The organism is Allobosea sp. LjRoot9 (genome assembly GCF_964252745.1).
Classification (GTDB): Bacteria; Pseudomonadota; Alphaproteobacteria; order Rhizobiales; family Beijerinckiaceae; genus Allobosea.
In genome coordinates this window covers 1,073,423-1,087,560 of the sequence record NZ_CAXUPC020000002.1, presented here as the reverse complement: position 1 = coordinate 1,087,560, position 14,138 = coordinate 1,073,423, and the positions used below count along the sequence as shown (strand labels likewise).

The 14,138-nt window shown below is 66.0% G+C and carries 11 protein-coding genes; 5 read left to right on the top strand and 6 right to left on the bottom strand.

Going from position 1 to position 14,138, the window contains the following annotated elements; all coding sequences use genetic code 11:
* Nucleotides 1–65: 65 nt before the first annotated feature.
* Nucleotides 66–1,592, top strand: coding sequence for an ABC transporter substrate-binding protein (locus ACSQ3P_RS13680; protein WP_436166065.1), 1,527 nt, complete (start codon nucleotides 66–68; stop codon nucleotides 1,590–1,592).
* A 130-nt stretch (nucleotides 1,593–1,722) separates the two neighbouring features.
* Here ACSQ3P_RS13680 and ACSQ3P_RS13675 read toward each other — a convergent pair whose 3' ends face one another.
* A complete protein-coding gene (locus ACSQ3P_RS13675) occupies nucleotides 1,723–3,048 on the bottom strand; it encodes an NAD(P)/FAD-dependent oxidoreductase (protein WP_436166261.1) in 1,326 nt (441 codons plus the stop codon).
* A gap of 67 nt (nucleotides 3,049–3,115) precedes the next feature.
* Complete coding sequence (locus ACSQ3P_RS13670) at nucleotides 3,116–3,862, bottom strand: GntR family transcriptional regulator (protein ID WP_436166064.1); 747 nt, start codon at nucleotides 3,860–3,862, stop codon at nucleotides 3,116–3,118.
* A gap of 194 nt (nucleotides 3,863–4,056) precedes the next feature.
* Here ACSQ3P_RS13670 and ACSQ3P_RS13665 point away from each other — a divergent pair, with 194 nt between their 5' ends.
* The 4 genes from ACSQ3P_RS13665 to ACSQ3P_RS13650 all read left to right on the top strand — a co-directional run bounded on the left by ACSQ3P_RS13665 (nucleotide 4,057) and on the right by ACSQ3P_RS13650 (nucleotide 9,740).
* Nucleotides 4,057–5,070 carry an SIS domain-containing protein gene (locus ACSQ3P_RS13665; protein WP_436166063.1) on the top strand — a complete coding sequence of 338 codons (1,014 nt, stop codon included), beginning with the start codon at nucleotides 4,057–4,059 and terminating at the stop codon, nucleotides 5,068–5,070.
* 13 nt (nucleotides 5,071–5,083) lie between these two features.
* Complete coding sequence (locus tag ACSQ3P_RS13660) at nucleotides 5,084–5,956, top strand: PfkB family carbohydrate kinase (protein WP_436166062.1); 873 nt, start codon at nucleotides 5,084–5,086, stop codon at nucleotides 5,954–5,956.
* A gap of 119 nt (nucleotides 5,957–6,075) precedes the next feature.
* Nucleotides 6,076–8,127, top strand: a complete 2,052-nt coding sequence (locus tag ACSQ3P_RS13655) for a hydantoinase/oxoprolinase family protein (RefSeq protein ID WP_436166061.1) — start codon at nucleotides 6,076–6,078, stop codon at nucleotides 8,125–8,127.
* A complete protein-coding gene (locus ACSQ3P_RS13650; protein ID WP_436166060.1) occupies nucleotides 8,127–9,740 on the top strand; it encodes a hydantoinase B/oxoprolinase family protein in 1,614 nt (537 codons plus the stop codon). Before ACSQ3P_RS13655 ends, ACSQ3P_RS13650 begins: the two co-directional genes overlap by 1 nt.
* Nucleotides 9,741–9,871: 131 nt before the next feature.
* Here the strand turns inward: ACSQ3P_RS13650 and ACSQ3P_RS13645 are convergent, their stop codons facing one another.
* From ACSQ3P_RS13645 to ACSQ3P_RS13630, 4 genes are read right to left on the bottom strand one after another with little or no spacing between them, the layout of a single operon-like run.
* Nucleotides 9,872–10,624 (bottom strand): SDR family NAD(P)-dependent oxidoreductase, encoded by a 753-nt coding sequence (locus ACSQ3P_RS13645; RefSeq protein ID WP_436166059.1) that lies wholly within the window; start codon nucleotides 10,622–10,624, stop codon nucleotides 9,872–9,874.
* Nucleotides 10,624–11,913, bottom strand: coding sequence for an ABC transporter substrate-binding protein (locus tag ACSQ3P_RS13640; protein ID WP_436166058.1), 1,290 nt, complete (start codon nucleotides 11,911–11,913; stop codon nucleotides 10,624–10,626). Before ACSQ3P_RS13640 ends, ACSQ3P_RS13645 begins: the two co-directional genes overlap by 1 nt.
* 56 nt (nucleotides 11,914–11,969) lie before the next feature.
* Nucleotides 11,970–13,268 (bottom strand): ABC transporter substrate-binding protein, encoded by a 1,299-nt coding sequence (locus ACSQ3P_RS13635; RefSeq protein WP_436166057.1) that lies wholly within the window; start codon nucleotides 13,266–13,268, stop codon nucleotides 11,970–11,972.
* Nucleotides 13,240–14,031: a FadR/GntR family transcriptional regulator gene (locus tag ACSQ3P_RS13630; protein ID WP_436166056.1), complete on the bottom strand. Its 792-nt coding sequence runs from the start codon at nucleotides 14,029–14,031 to the stop codon at nucleotides 13,240–13,242. Before ACSQ3P_RS13630 ends, ACSQ3P_RS13635 begins: the two co-directional genes overlap by 29 nt.
* Nucleotides 14,032–14,138 lie beyond the last annotated feature (107 nt).

Genomic DNA, 14,138 nt, shown 5'->3' with positions numbered 1-14,138 from the left:
CGATTGACAGTTTGGTATACACCAATCCATGCTGGCTTCAGGCTGATAAAAAAAGGGGATTTCCGATGACGATGATTTCGCGCCGTGCCCTCCTTGCTGCCGGGGCAAGCCTGCCGCTGGTTCGAGGCTCCGCCTTTGCGCAAGCCTCGGGGAAAGTGCTGCGCTTCGGCCTGTCGAGCTTCCCGCCGAGCCTGCAGCCCTGGGTCCATACCGGCACCGCCGCGTTGACGGTCAAGCTCTTGATCTTCCGTGGCCTGACGGGTTTCGACGACAAGGGCGAAGTCAGGCCTGAACTGGCGGAATCCTGGACGCAGGACGGCCCGGCCGGCTGGATCTTCAAGCTGCGCAAGGCGACCTTCCACAACGGCAAGCCGGTGACGGCGGAAGACGTCAAATGGACCCTCGAGCAGGTCGCTGCGCCCAATTCCACCGCCTTCATGAAGTCGGAGTTCGGCGGCATCGAGCGGATCGAGACGCCCGATGCCGGCACGGTCAAAATCGTCATGAAGGAGCCGACGGCGACGCTGCCGATCTGGCTGGCGAGCCCGCATATGCCGATCATCGCCAAGGACTCGATCGAGGGTCGGGCCGGTCTGGGCGTTGGCGCCGGACCGTTCACCCTCAAGGATCAGGAGCGCGGCGTCTCGATCGAGGTCGCCAAGTTCGACAAGTACTACAAGCCCGGCCTGCCCAAGCTCGCCGGCGTCAAGCTGACGGCCTACGCCGATGAGAACCTGCGGGTCGCGGCGCTGCAGGCCGGCGATATCGACCTGATCGAATATGTACCCTGGCAGCATATGGGCGTGATCGAGAAGGATCCGCGCCTGACCCTGGTCGCCGCCGACGGCCCCTTCATGGGCATCAACTTCAATGGCGGCAGCGGGCCGTTCAAGGATGTGCGCCTGCGCCAGGCGGTCGCCCATGCCATTCGCCGCGAGGAGATCGTCCAGGCAGCCTTTTTCGGCCGAGGTAGCAAGCTGGAAAGCATCCCGATATCGCCCGGGAGCCCCTATTTCGACAAGACGCTCTCGGAGTTCTGGAATTACGATCCCGAGAAGGCGAAGAAGTTGCTGGCCGAAGCGGGATTGCCCAAGGGCTTCTCCTGTACGCTGCTCTCGACAGCGCAATACGGGATGCACAAATCTACCGCCGAAGTGGTGCAGGCTCATCTCGGCGAGATCGGCATCGAGGTGAAGCTCAACCTGCCCGACTGGGCTGGCCGCATCGATGCCGCCGGCAAGGGCCGCTATGAGTTCATGATCCAGGGCACAACCGCAGACAATAACGACCCCGACGGCCTCGCGCCGCTGATCGACGGCGAATTGCCAGCCAATATGGCCCGTAGTTGGCAGATGCCGACGCCCGAAATCCACGCGCTCTTCGTCAAGGGCCGCTCGGAATTCGATCCGGCCAAGCGCAAGGCGATCTATGCCGAACTGACGAAGGTAGCCCTCCAACAGGCGCCCCTCGTCGGTCTTGCCTGGCGCTCGCAGGGCTATGGCATGGTCAAGGGCGTGACCGGCTTCAAGAGCTATCCGGGCAGCACGAACTTTTTCTCGGCCTATTCGATGGAAGAGACGTCGTTCTCCTGAGGCTGCGGCGTTCGGGCCGCTACGCTAACCTCGTCATGGTCGGGCTTGTCCCGACCACCCACGCCTTCGCTGGTCGCAGGTCGTGGTCAAGACGTGGATGCTCGCCACAAGGGCGAGCATGACGGAGCGGTCACCCAGCCCGCGTTGTCCGCTCCAGCCGCGCGAAACGCTCCAACCGGAACGGCTTGGCGTCGATCATCGAGGTTTTGCCTGCGACGAGATCGGCGATCAGCCGGCCCGCTCCCGGGCCGATGCCGAAGCCATGGCCGGAGAAGCCGCTGGCGATGAAGAAGCCGGGCAGGCGCGGCACTTCGCCGATCACCGGCACAGCGTCGGGCGTCGCATCGACGAAACCGCCCCAGGCCTGTGCGACCTTCATGTCCTTGAAGGCGGGGAAAGCCGCGACGAGATTGGCCTGCGCTTCGCTCAGGATCGTGTCGTAAGGCGCCGGGTCGAGCACGCGGGTTTTTTCAAAGGGCGTCGTTTCGTCGAGCGTCCAGCGCCGCACCGTCTTCGCTTCCTCCAGGAAGCGCTGGCCGAGCCGCAGCTTCAATTCGTGCCGCTGCTTGACGAGGGAGGGCAGGAAATCGGTCATCAGGCGGAAACTGTCGGGCACGATCTCGGCCACGCTCGCACCGCGATGGGCAATGGTGTAGCCGCCGTCCTGGCGCTTGCGGAAGGCGAAGTCCGAGCCGCCGACGGCATGGGTGGGCGGGCCATCGAGGGGCTCGGTGCGCAGGACCGAGCCCAGCACCTTGAGCTGCGGGAAGTCGATGCCGAGATTGCCGAGGAAGAGCCGCGACCAGGCGCCGCCGGCGAGCACGACGCGCTGGCAGGCGATCGTGCCGCGCTCCGTCACCACGGCGCTGACCCGGCCGGCCTTGGTCTCGATGCCGCGCACGGCGCAGCGCGTCAGAACCTGCCCGCCGAGCCGCTGCAGCGCGCGCGCCATGGCCGGCACGGCCTTTTGTGGTTCGGCGCGGGCATCGCTCGGTGTGAACAGGGCGCCTGCGAAAGCGCGCTTGCAGCCGGGCAGTACGCTCTCGATCTCGCGCGCGCTCAGCAGGCGTGAATCGAGCTGGTACTGCTTGGCATGGTCGAGCCAGGCCTCGTGCTCGGCGAGTTTGCCGGGCGTGTCGGCGACATAGACGATGCCCGAACGAGTGAAGCCGGTATCGCCGCCGACCAGCTTGTCCATCTCCGACCAGAGCCGCATGCTCTCCAGCCCGAGCGGGATTTCGCTGGCGTCGCGGCCCATGATCCGGACCCAGCCCCAGTTGCGCCCGGACTGCTCGTGGCCGACCTCGCCCTTCTCGCAGACGGTGACGGAAACCCCCTCCTTGGCCAGGAAGATCGCCGTCATGATGCCGATGATGCCGCCGCCGATGACGACGACATCGCTGCTCCCAGGCAGCGTGGCGTCGGGGTCGATCGTCTCGATGGTGATGCCCATCAGGGGCTCTCCCCGATGGAAGGGGGCGAGCCGGCTTCGCGGCGGGGGCGGGGCATGAGCGGCGGCATGGTCAGTCCTGCGGGGTCGGCGTGGAATTGCGGAAGACGACGTGGTGGGGGTGGTTCACCGATTTCATGTATTCGATCGGCGCGCCGCTGCCGTCGCGCGCCACCAGCCTCAGCACGAGGGTGGGCGAGCCGGGCTTGAGCGAGAGCAGGCGGGCTTCCATGTCAGTCGCGGTACCGACGCCGATCTCGCGATCGCGTGCGCTGGCCTCGACGCCGTAGCGGGCCTTCAGCAATGCGTAGAGCGATTGCCCGGCGACGAGATCCTCCGCGACCAGCCCGGCGAAGCGCAGTGCCGGCAGATAGCTCGTCTCGATGCAGAACGGCTCGTCATTCACCGTACGCAGCCGGCGGAACATGATGAGGTCGGCGCCAGCAGTGAGATCGAGCCGGCGCGCGATGCTCTCGGTCGCCGCCTCCTCGCCGAAATGCAGCAGCTTGTTGCCCGGACTGCCGCCGGAGTTGCGGATGATCCGGGTGATGCCGAGCGAGGAGCTGACTTCGATCGGGCGCGTGACCTGGACCAGGGGGACGCGCGTGCCGCTGGTGCCGTTGCGCTCCAGCACATTGCGCTCGACGAGCTTGTCGATTGCCTTGCGCACGGTCATGCGGTTGATGCGCAGCGTGTCCGCCAGAACGCGCTCGGACGGAATCCGGTCTCCCGGGCCGCAATCGGGCCCGTTGATGAGGTCGAGCAGGTAGTCCTGCACCTCGACATAGATCGGCTTGGCCCGCTTCACGGGTTCGCGCATGGCTGGCGTCTCTCGGATTCCCGTCGTCGCAGTTGAACTGGGATAGCGCCCGGTTCCTATCACTGGAAGCCGAAAAACGCGCCAGGCCAACCCAGGTGACGACATATCCGTGCTGATTGGACTATGCTTGACAGCAATTGGTATAGCTGGTTGGTATATACCAATTCTCGTCCGTCAGGAAGTGGCTTGCTCTCATGTCCATCGCTTACGACCGCCCCCGCGTGCTGGAGGGCCTCGCTCAGACGCAGGCTGCGGTGCCCGAGGCTTTCGCGCTCGGCCGCAAGCTCGCTGGCGGCGTCGACCGGATTTATTTCGTCGCGGCGGGCTCGGCCAACCGCGCCATGCTCGGCATCACATACTGGCTCGAGCATTATTCGCCCGGCATCGAGGTGCGCCGCTACTTCCCGGCCGAGTTCATGGCGATCGACCCGCCCCGGCTCGATGGTCGCACATTGGTGCTGCTCGCCTCGAAATCGGGCACGACGCCGGAGACGGTCGCTGCCGCGCGGTTCCTGAAGGACAAGCCCTGCCAGGTCGTGGCCTTCAGCCAATATGCCGACAAGCCGCTGGCGCAGGCCGTGCCGCAGCATTTCATCGTCGGCGACACCAGCGAATCCTTCATCGCCATGTTCATGCTGATGCAGGCTCTGGTCGGCGGCATCATGACGGAGAAGGAAGGCTGGCCGCTTGGCGACAAGCTGCTCGCCTCGCTCGATGCGCTGCCGGGCGCGATTGCCGACGCGGCCGAGCAGAACGAGGAGCGCGCCGCGGCCGATGCGGCGCTCTACGCCAAGGACCGGAATTTCTATCACGTCGCCTCGGGGCCGGGCTTCACCACGGCCTATGTCTTCGGCGTCTGCATCCTGATGGAGATGCTCTGGCTGCACAGCTACCCGATCGAGGCGGCCGAGTTCTTCCACGGCCCCTTCGAGATCGTCGATCGCTCGACGCCGCTGATCCTGATCACCGGCGAGGATCCGAGCCGCCCGCTGATGGAGCGCGTCTCGAGCTTCTGCGACACCTATGCCGAGCGCGTGATGAAATATGATTCCCGCGATTTCGCGATGAAAGGCATCGCGCCTGAAATCCGCCCCATCGTGGCGCCCTATATCCTGCAATCGGCGCTGAAGCGCTTGTCGGTGCATCTCTCGGTGCTGCACAACCAGCCGCTGACGACCCGCCGCTATATGTGGAAAGTGGCTTACTGAGCGGAGCGCGGCGATGGCCCACAGGCTGCTTGGCCTCGGCGACAATACGGTCGACACCTATGTCGATCGGGGCCTGCAGTTTCCAGGCGGCAACGCCGTCAATGTCGCGGTGCTCGCCCGCAGGCTTGGCGCACAGGCCGGCTATCTCGGCTGCATCGGCACGGACGCGGCCGGCATGCTGTTGATCGACGCCTTGCGGCAGGAGAGCGTCGACACCACGCAGTGCCGCGTCCTGCCTGGCGGCAATGCGCGTGCCTTCATCGGCCATGACGGCAATGACCGCCGCTTCCTGCGCTCGGAGCGCGGCGTGCGCGGGCAATGGGGCGGCTTCGGCGCTGAAGACCTCGCTTATGTCGCGGGCTTCGATCTCGTCCATTCCAGCGTCTATAGCGAACTGGAGGCCGAACTTGAGACGATACGGGGCGCCGCCCGCCTGCTGTCCTATGATTTTTCCGAGCGCTGGACCGACGCCAATCTGGCGGCGACGCTGCCGGCGCTCGATATCGCCTTCCTGTCCTTTCCCAATGGCTCGGATGCGGAGTGCCGCGCATTGCTGGAGCGCTGCATCGGTCAGGGCGCGCGGATCGCGGTCGTGACCCGGGGCGCGCGCGGCTCGATGGCCTTGTCGGACGGCGTCTTCCACGCTCACGGTATCAGCGAGGCGCGCATCGTCGATACGTTGGGCGCTGGAGACGGCTTCATCGCCGCCTTCATCCTGCGCCTGCTGCATGGCGCGGGTCTGGATGAGGCGCTTGCCGCCGGCGCCGATCACGCCGCTATGGTCTGCGGATATCAAGGGGGCTTCGGCCACGGCGCGGCATGGTCGACGCCGCCCGGTATGGCAAGAGCAGGATACGAAAAAGTGGGCACCGGTTTTTCGCATTGATCCTGCTCTCACTTTGAGATGAGAGACGGATTCAGATGTCAGATGGGATCACTGTGTGAGCCCATCTGACATCATCCGGCTCTGGCGCGTGACATCGAACTGAAGGCGGGAGTGGCTTCATGGCTTGGCGGATCGGGATCGATTCCGGGGGAACTTTTACCGACGTCTGTCTGTTCGACGACGCGACCGGAGAGGTGGCGGTCTGGAAAGTGCCCTCCACCCCGGATGATCCCTCCCGCGCCATCGCGCGCGGCACGCAGGAAGGCACCGAACGCGTCGGCGCCAAGCCGAGCGAAGTCGCCTATTTCGGCCATGGCACCACTGTCGGCACCAATGCCCTGATCCAGCATCGCGGCGTCAAGACCGGTCTCATCACCACCGAGGGCTTCCGCGATCTGATCGAGATCGGCCGCCAGAAGCGCCCCGATCTCTACGATCTCCAGGTCGACAAGGCGCCGCCTCTGGTGACCCGCGATCTGCGCTTCGGTGTCTCGGAACGCCTGCGCCATGACGGTTCGGTCGAGATTCCGCTCGATGAAGAGGGCGTGCGTGTTGCCGCCCGCGCGCTGAAAGCGGCCGGCGTCAAGGCGGTGGCGATCGGTTTCCTCTACGGCTTCGTGAATCCCGCCCATGAGCAGGCCGCCAAGCGCATTGTCGCCGAGGAATTTCCGGAGGCCTTCATCTGCGCCTCGCACGAGGTCGCGCCCGAGTTCCGCGAATATGAGCGCATCTCGACGGCGGTGGTGAATGCCTATCTCGGCCCGGTCATGCAGGGCTATATCCGCCGCCTTGCCGACCGGCTGATGGAGCTCGGCGTCACCACGACACCGCATCTGACGCAGTCCAATGGCGGCGTCATCGGCTTCGACATGGCCGCCCGCCTGCCGGTGCGCACCGTGCTGTCGGGGCCGTCGACCGGCGTCGTCGCCGCGCAGGCGATCGGCCAGATGACCGGTATCGAAAACCTGATCACCTTCGACATGGGCGGCACCTCCTCGGACGTCGCCTTGCTGCGCGGCGGCGAGGCGAAGTTCGCCAGCGACGCGATCGTCCACGGCTACCCGATCAAGGCGCCGATGCTCGACATCCACACCGTCGGGGCTGGTGGCGGCTCGCTCGCCGCGATCGATTCCGGCGGGCTGCTCAAGGTCGGCCCGCGCAGTGCCGGCGCCGATCCCGGTCCGGTCTGCTATGGTCGTGGCGCGACCGAGCCCGCCGTCACCGATGCCAATGTCGTACTGCAGACGCTGAACCCGACCCATCTGCTCGGCGGCCGCATGCCGATCCGGCAGGATCTCTCGAAACAGGCGATCGTCCGTCTCGCCGACCAGCTCGGCCTCGACGTGATGGCCACCGCCCAGGGCATCATCTCGGTCGTCACCGCCAATATGGCCAAGGCGATCCGCGTCGTCTCGGTCCAGCGCGGGCATGATCCGCGCGACTACGCGCTCGTCGCCTTTGGCGGCGCCGGTCCGCTGCATGCGGCGCGGCTGGCGCGCGAATTGGAGATGAAGCGCATCGTCGTGCCGCGCAATCCCGGCATCGGCTGCGCGCTCGGCCTGCTGCTGACCGATCTGCGCGCCAATTTCGCCACCACCCGGCTTGCCACGTTGGGCGACGGTCTGGTCGGTGCGATGACCGAGGCCTATGCCGGCCTGGTCGCGCAGGGCGAGCACTGGTTCGCCGAGGAGAAGGTCGCGCCCAGCGACCGCAAGCTCCGGCGCACGGCGGATCTGCGCTATCAGGGCCAGAATTACGAATTGTCGATCGACGTACCGGAAGGCCCGATCTCGAGCGCGACCATCGCAGCCCTGGCCGATGGCTTCGCCGAGGCGCATAAGCGGCTCTACGGCTTCGTTGCCGAAGGCGAGGCGGTGCAGCTCGTGACCTACCGCGTCGAGGCGATAGGCTTCGTGCCCAAGGCTGAGTTCCGGCCGCAAGCCGATGCCGGGCCGGAATCGGGCCATGCGATCATCGGCAGCCGCGAGGTCTGGTTTCCCGAGGCCGGCGGCTTCGTGGCGTGCAAGATCTACGATCGCGACAAGCTGAAATCCGGCAATGTCATCGCGGGGCCGGCGATCATCGAGCAGATGGATTCGACCACCGTGCTGTTGCCGGGGATGATCGCGACCGTCGAGCCCTATCTCAACCTGATCCTGGAGACGCCGTGATGAACGTCAGCGCCACCGTCACCGTCGATCCCATCACCGTCGAGGTCATCGGCTCCTCCTTTGCCTCGATCACCGAGGAAATGGGCGAGGCGCTCGTCAAGGCGAGCTATTCCACCAATATCAAGGAGCGCCGCGACTGCTCGACCGCGCTCTTCGACATCGCCGGTGACACGCTCTGCCAGGCCGAGCACATCCCGATGCATCTCGGCTCCTTCATCGGCATCATTCCGCATATCCTGAAGCGCCATCCCGTCGCCGAGATGAAGCCCGGCGACGTCTTCATCGGCAATGACGCCTATGAGGGCGGCGGCACCCATCTGCCCGACATCGTCCTGGCCGAGCCCGTCTTCCATGACGGCGTGATGGTCGCCTGGGCGGTCAACACGGCGCACCATTCCGATTTCGCCGATCGCGGCCACGCCCATATCTATCAGGAGGGCCTGCGCATCCCGCCGATCCGGCTCTATGACGGCGGCGTGCTGATGAAGGACGTGCAGGAGCTGATCCTGCTCAACTGCCAGGTCCCGCGCGAGCGCCTCTCCGATCTGCGCGCCCAGATGGCGGCGAACCGCCTCGGCGTCGAGCGCGTGCGCGCGCTCTGCGACAAATATGGCCGCACGACCGTGCTGTCGGCCGGCAAGGCTTTGCAGGACTATGCCGAGCGCAAGATGCGCGCCGGCATCGCCTCGATTCCCGATGGCGTCTATCGCTTCGCCGATCTCTTCGACAATCCCGAGGTCGAGCAGCCGATGGAGTTCTCGGTTGCGATCACGGTCGCGGGCGAGGAGATGAAGCTCGCCTTCGAGAGCCCGCCCCAGGCACGCGCCGGCTTCAACATGGTCTACACCGCGCTGCTCTCGACAGTATATTATGCAGTCAAGACCGTGGCCGATCCGACGATCCCGCCCAATGCCGGCCTCGCCCGGCCGCTGACGATCACGGCGACGGAAGGCACGGTGCTGAACTGCCTGCATCCGGCGGCGGTGAACGGGCGCATTGCGCCCTGCCAGCGCGTCGTCGATCTGATCCACGGTGCGCTTGCCCAAGCCGTGCCGGAACGCGTCATCGCCGCCTGCTCGGGCGCGGTTGCCTCCGCCACCTTCATGGGCGCAAGGCCCGGCAGCGGCGATCTCTGGGTCTATCTCGAGACCATCGGCGGCGGCTCGGGCGCGCGTGCGACCAAGGATGGTCTCGACGGCGTCCATGTCCACATGACCAACACCTCGAACCTGCCGGTCGAGGCGCTGGAGGTCGAGTATCCATTGACCCTGCTGCGCTACGAACTGGTCGACGGCTCCGGCGGCCAGGGCCGCCATCGCGGCGGCATGGGCTTGCGCCGCGTCTACCGTGCCGAGGCGCCCTGCCGCCTCAATGTCGACAATTCCCGCCTGAACTCGCGTCCCTGGGGCATCGCCGGCGGCGAATCCGGGCAGGGCGGTTCCTTTGCCTTCAGCGACGGCGTCGGTCCCTTCGTCAAGGGTGACGGCGCGCTGGAAGCGGGGCAGATCGTCGAGATCATCACGCCGGGTGCTGGCGGCTACGGTCCGCCCTCGGAACGCACCGCAGAGGACAGGGCCCGCGACATCGCCGAAGGGCGGTTGCTGTCGGCTTAGAGCCGGATGGTTTCAGACGGGATCAGAAAGTGATCCCGTCTGAAACCTGAATCCGCCTCTCATCAAAGAGTTAGAGCATGATGTCGTCCGAAAACCGGTTTCCACTTTTCGGCATCATGCTCTGAGCGCGGTCACAGCCGCATGCCGCCATCAACGGCGATCTCGGCGCCGTTGATATAGGCGCCTTCGGGCGAGCACAGCAGCCGCGCAATCTCGGCGCAGTCCTGCGGTGCGCCTATCCGTCCGAGCGGGATCCGCTCCAGCGCGAGCGCCTCGCGACCGGGCTCGGCCAGGATCGCGCGGTTGCGCTCCGTCCGGATGGCGCCGGGCTGGATCACGTTGCAGGTCACGTCCGGCGCGCGCAGCGTGCGGGCGAGGGTGAGGATCATGCTGGTCTGCGCCGCCTTGGTCGCGGCGTAGTAGATGCAGTCGGCATTGGCGCGCGCTTCCTGCACCGAGCCGATCGCGATGAGCCTGCCGAAGCCGCGCGCGACCATGCCGGGCAGGAAGCTCCTGATCAATCGCGCCGTCGCGTGCAGGTTGACCTCGCTCTGGGCCTGCAGGGCTTGGTCGCTCACAGCGTCCCAGCCCTCGCGGATTTCCGCGGAGGCGCAGAGCACGAGGATGTCCGGCTCAGATCCGCGCGCCTGGAGCTCTCTCAGCATGGCGGCGGGAGCCAGCGGTTCGGCGAGATTGGCGATCAGGCTGGAGGCCAAGGCTCCGCTGCCGAGAAGCGCTGCGGTCGCGGCCTGGGCCGCCTCCCAGTCGCGATCATGCAGGACCGCATGCGCGCCGGCTTCCGCGAGCGCCGTCGCGATCGCCAGCCCGATCCCGCGCGCTCCGCCCGTGACGAGGGCGACGCGTCCTGACAGTGTCCCGCCCATCAGCCGAGCAGCGGCTTCACGCGCTTGACCGCGTCATCCATCGCCTGTTGCGGCGGCTTGATGCCGAGCACGGCGGCCTGCGTCTCCTCCAGGAAGATGTCGTGGGCGCGGGCCTGCTCGTCGAAGGCGGGCAGATGGATGCGCGAGGCCTTGAGCGCCGCAGCCTCATCGGCGGCATAGGGCATCGCGGCTTTCAGCTTCTCGTCGGTATAGGTCGAAACCCGCGTCGGGCCGTTGCCGTTCAGGGCCATGGCCAAGGTCCCGGCCTTGGACGACAGCGCCCGGATCATCTCCCAGCTCAGCGGCTTCTGCTTCGCGTTCTTCGGGATCACCAGCGACCAGAATTCGGTCGTCGGTGCATAGGCGACTTTGCCGGCGAGATCCGAGGCCATTGGCGGCAGCAGCGATTTGAAGCGCCCGCCATACTTGCCCTTGGCCGGGTCGTTATAGGTTACCAGCCGGGCGAAGGGGTTGATCGTCATCGCGGCGCGGCCCTGCTGCATCCAGGTCGTGATCTCCTCATTGTTCACGGTTGCGAAATTGCGCGGCAGCACACCGGCCTTGTAGAAATCGGCCAGCAGCGTCAGCGCCTTGACCATGCCGGGCTCATTGGCGACGAGCTTACCGTCGGGGGTCATGTAGTCGCCGCCGAGACAGCGCGCGAGCGTCAGGAAGTTCGAGGCGAAGACGGCGGTGAAGGCGAGGCCGTTCACCTGCGTGCCGTCGTCGCGCTTGAAGGTCAGCTTGCGAGCAAGCTCCGCCAATTCCTCGAAGCTTGCCGGCAGCTTGCTGACGCCACGCTCCTCCAGGATCGCCTCATTGTAGATCAGCGCGTTGGTGGCGTGGCGGACGGGGATGCCGTGCAGCGCGCCGTCGAGCTTCATCGGCGCGATCAGGCCCGGCGCGAAATCATCCAGCGCCTCGATGGCTGAATCCTTCAGCAGGGCGTCGAGCGGCTCGAACAGCTTGAGATTGCGCGGCACGGCCCGCCCGTTGAGCAGATAGGCGACGTCGATCGTGGTCTCGCCCAAAGTCGCCTCGCGCAGCAGCCGCTCATGGATGGCGTTGACGTCGCCGAAGGTGACCCAGTTGACGGTTGCGCCGGATTGCTTGCGCCAGGCCTCGGTTGCGTCGCCGCCCGGCCCGGTCGTGGCCGAGGTCTGGTGGACGCGGTGGCCGAGCGCGGTGACGGTTTTTGCCTGGGCGCGGGCGATGCCCGGCAAGGCGAGCGACGCCGCGGCGGCGCCCGAGATCAGGCCGAATGCGCGGCGGGAGATGGATGTGGTCATGGCTTTCCTCCAAGGGTTTGGCTCGCGCTGTCTCGCGCGTTGTGATGTGTTCGATCTCAGGCGGGCAGCAGTGGCTGCACGCGCTTGACCAGCGAGGCCATCGCCTCCTCCGGCGTCTTCAATCCAAGCACGGCGGCTTCCGCCTCCTCCTTGAACAGGTCGCCGGCACGTGCGGCTTCGTCGAAGGCGGGCATCGGCACGCGCGCCACCTTCAGCACCTTCAGCTCCTCGGTCGCATAGGGCACGGTGCCGGCGAAGCCTGCATCGGCATAGGTCGAGGCCCGCACCGGGCCATTGCCGTTGAGCGCGGCCTTCAGCGTCGCTTCCTTCGAGACCATCGCCTTGATGAAGCTCCAGGAGAGCTCCTTGCGCCTGGCGTTCCTGGGGATGACGAGACCCCAGAACTCGACCTTGGCCGGCGCAGCGTCGTATTTCCCGGCGAGCGTCTTCGAGGCCGGCACCGCGACCGTCTTGATTTTGCCAGGGAATTTCGATTTCTGCGGGTCGTTGTAGATGCGGTTGCGACCCATGCTCTGCAGGCTCATCGCGGCGCGGCCGGTCTGCATCCAGACATTGACGTCCTCGGGCGAGAGCGTCGCGAAATTGCGCGGAAACGCCCCGCTTTCGAAGAGTGCGCGCAAGAGCTTGATCGCGTTCAGCATGGCCGGCTGGTCGGCGACGCATTTGAAGTCGGCCGTAATGAAATCGCCGTCCCAGGCCCGCGCGATGTCGATCACATTGGGATAGGTCACGCCTGGCATGCACAGGCCCGTCACCGCCGTGCCGTCGCTGCGGCGATAGGTGCAGGCGCGCGCGATCTCGATCATCTCCTCGATCGTCGCTGGCGGCTTGCTGAAGCCCTTTTCGGCCAGAAGCTCCTCATTGTAGTGCAGGCCCGAGGAGGCATGGCGGAAGGGGATGGCGAGCTGCTTTCCACCGACCTTCATCCCCTCCATCAGCCCGGGGAAGATGTCTGCCGCATCCTCCAGCGGGTCGCGCTTGAGATAGTCGTCGAGCGGTTCGAACAGGTTGGCGGCGCGCGGGATCGCCTGGGTGTTCAAGAGGAAACCGACATCGACCGATGTTTCGCCGAGGCTCGCCTCGCGGAAGAGCCGCTCCTGCAGCGGCCCGGTATCGAAGGTCGTCCACTGGATCGTGGTGCCGGTCTTCTGGCTCCAATCCCTGGTGATGTCGCCGCCCTGCGCGCCGGTCGCGACCGTCTGCATGACGCGGTGGGCGAAGACGTTGAGCGGACCGGCCTGCGCGAGGGCGGGCGCGGACTTCAGCCCGGCGAAGCTCAGACCCGCGATGCCACCGAGTAGTTTCCTACGGTCGAGCCCTTGTCCTGCCGTCATGATATTCCTCCCGGGATGCCGCGATTTCCGCGATGGCGGCTTCAGCCGCTTCGAAATGCTTGTTCATGGCGGCCTGGGCCGCAGCAGTGTCGCCGATGGCGATGGCCTCGACGACGCGGACATGCCGCTCATAGGTCTGGCGCCAATCGGCCTGCGTGCGGGCCTCGCGCGAATTGAAGATCTCCATCACCTGCCGGATCACCGGGCGCAGGCCCCTGATCTGGAAATCGAGCAGGCGGTTGCCCGCTGATGCGGCAACGGCCTCGTGGAAATCGAGATCGGCTTCGATCCAGAGCGGCACGTCGCCGAGCGCGGCTTCCATGCGCTGCAGAATCTCGCGCAGGCGCTCGAGATCGGCGTCGCTGCGGCGTTCGGCGCTATGAGCGGCGATCGGCGGCTCGAGGATGCGGCGCAGTTCGACCGCCTCGATCAGCCCGGTCTTGCTGCCGCTGACGGCGAAACGGAAGAAGCGGTCGAGCGGGGCGGCGTTCAGCGCCTGCACGCGCGTGACCTTGCCCTGCTGGATATGAACCACGCCCATCGCCGCGAGCTGGCGGATGGCCTCGCGCGCGATCGGCTTGCTGACGCCGAAGGAGGCCGCGATCCGCGATTCCGAGGGGAGCGCGTCACCCGGCTTCAAGCGCCCGTCATGGATCGCCTGGGTGATGCGCGCGATCAGCGCGTCGCCGAGCCGCGTCGGCACGACATCGGACCCGCCGAACGGGTCGTTGTCGATCGCGGCTGCAAGGGCGGCGTCGTTCATCATCGTCTCCATGAATTGATGATTGACAGATGCTGCTCATCTTTGCAACTGATCAACCTATCAGATAAGTTTAATGTCTCATATAAGTTCAATGTCCTGGGGAGGAC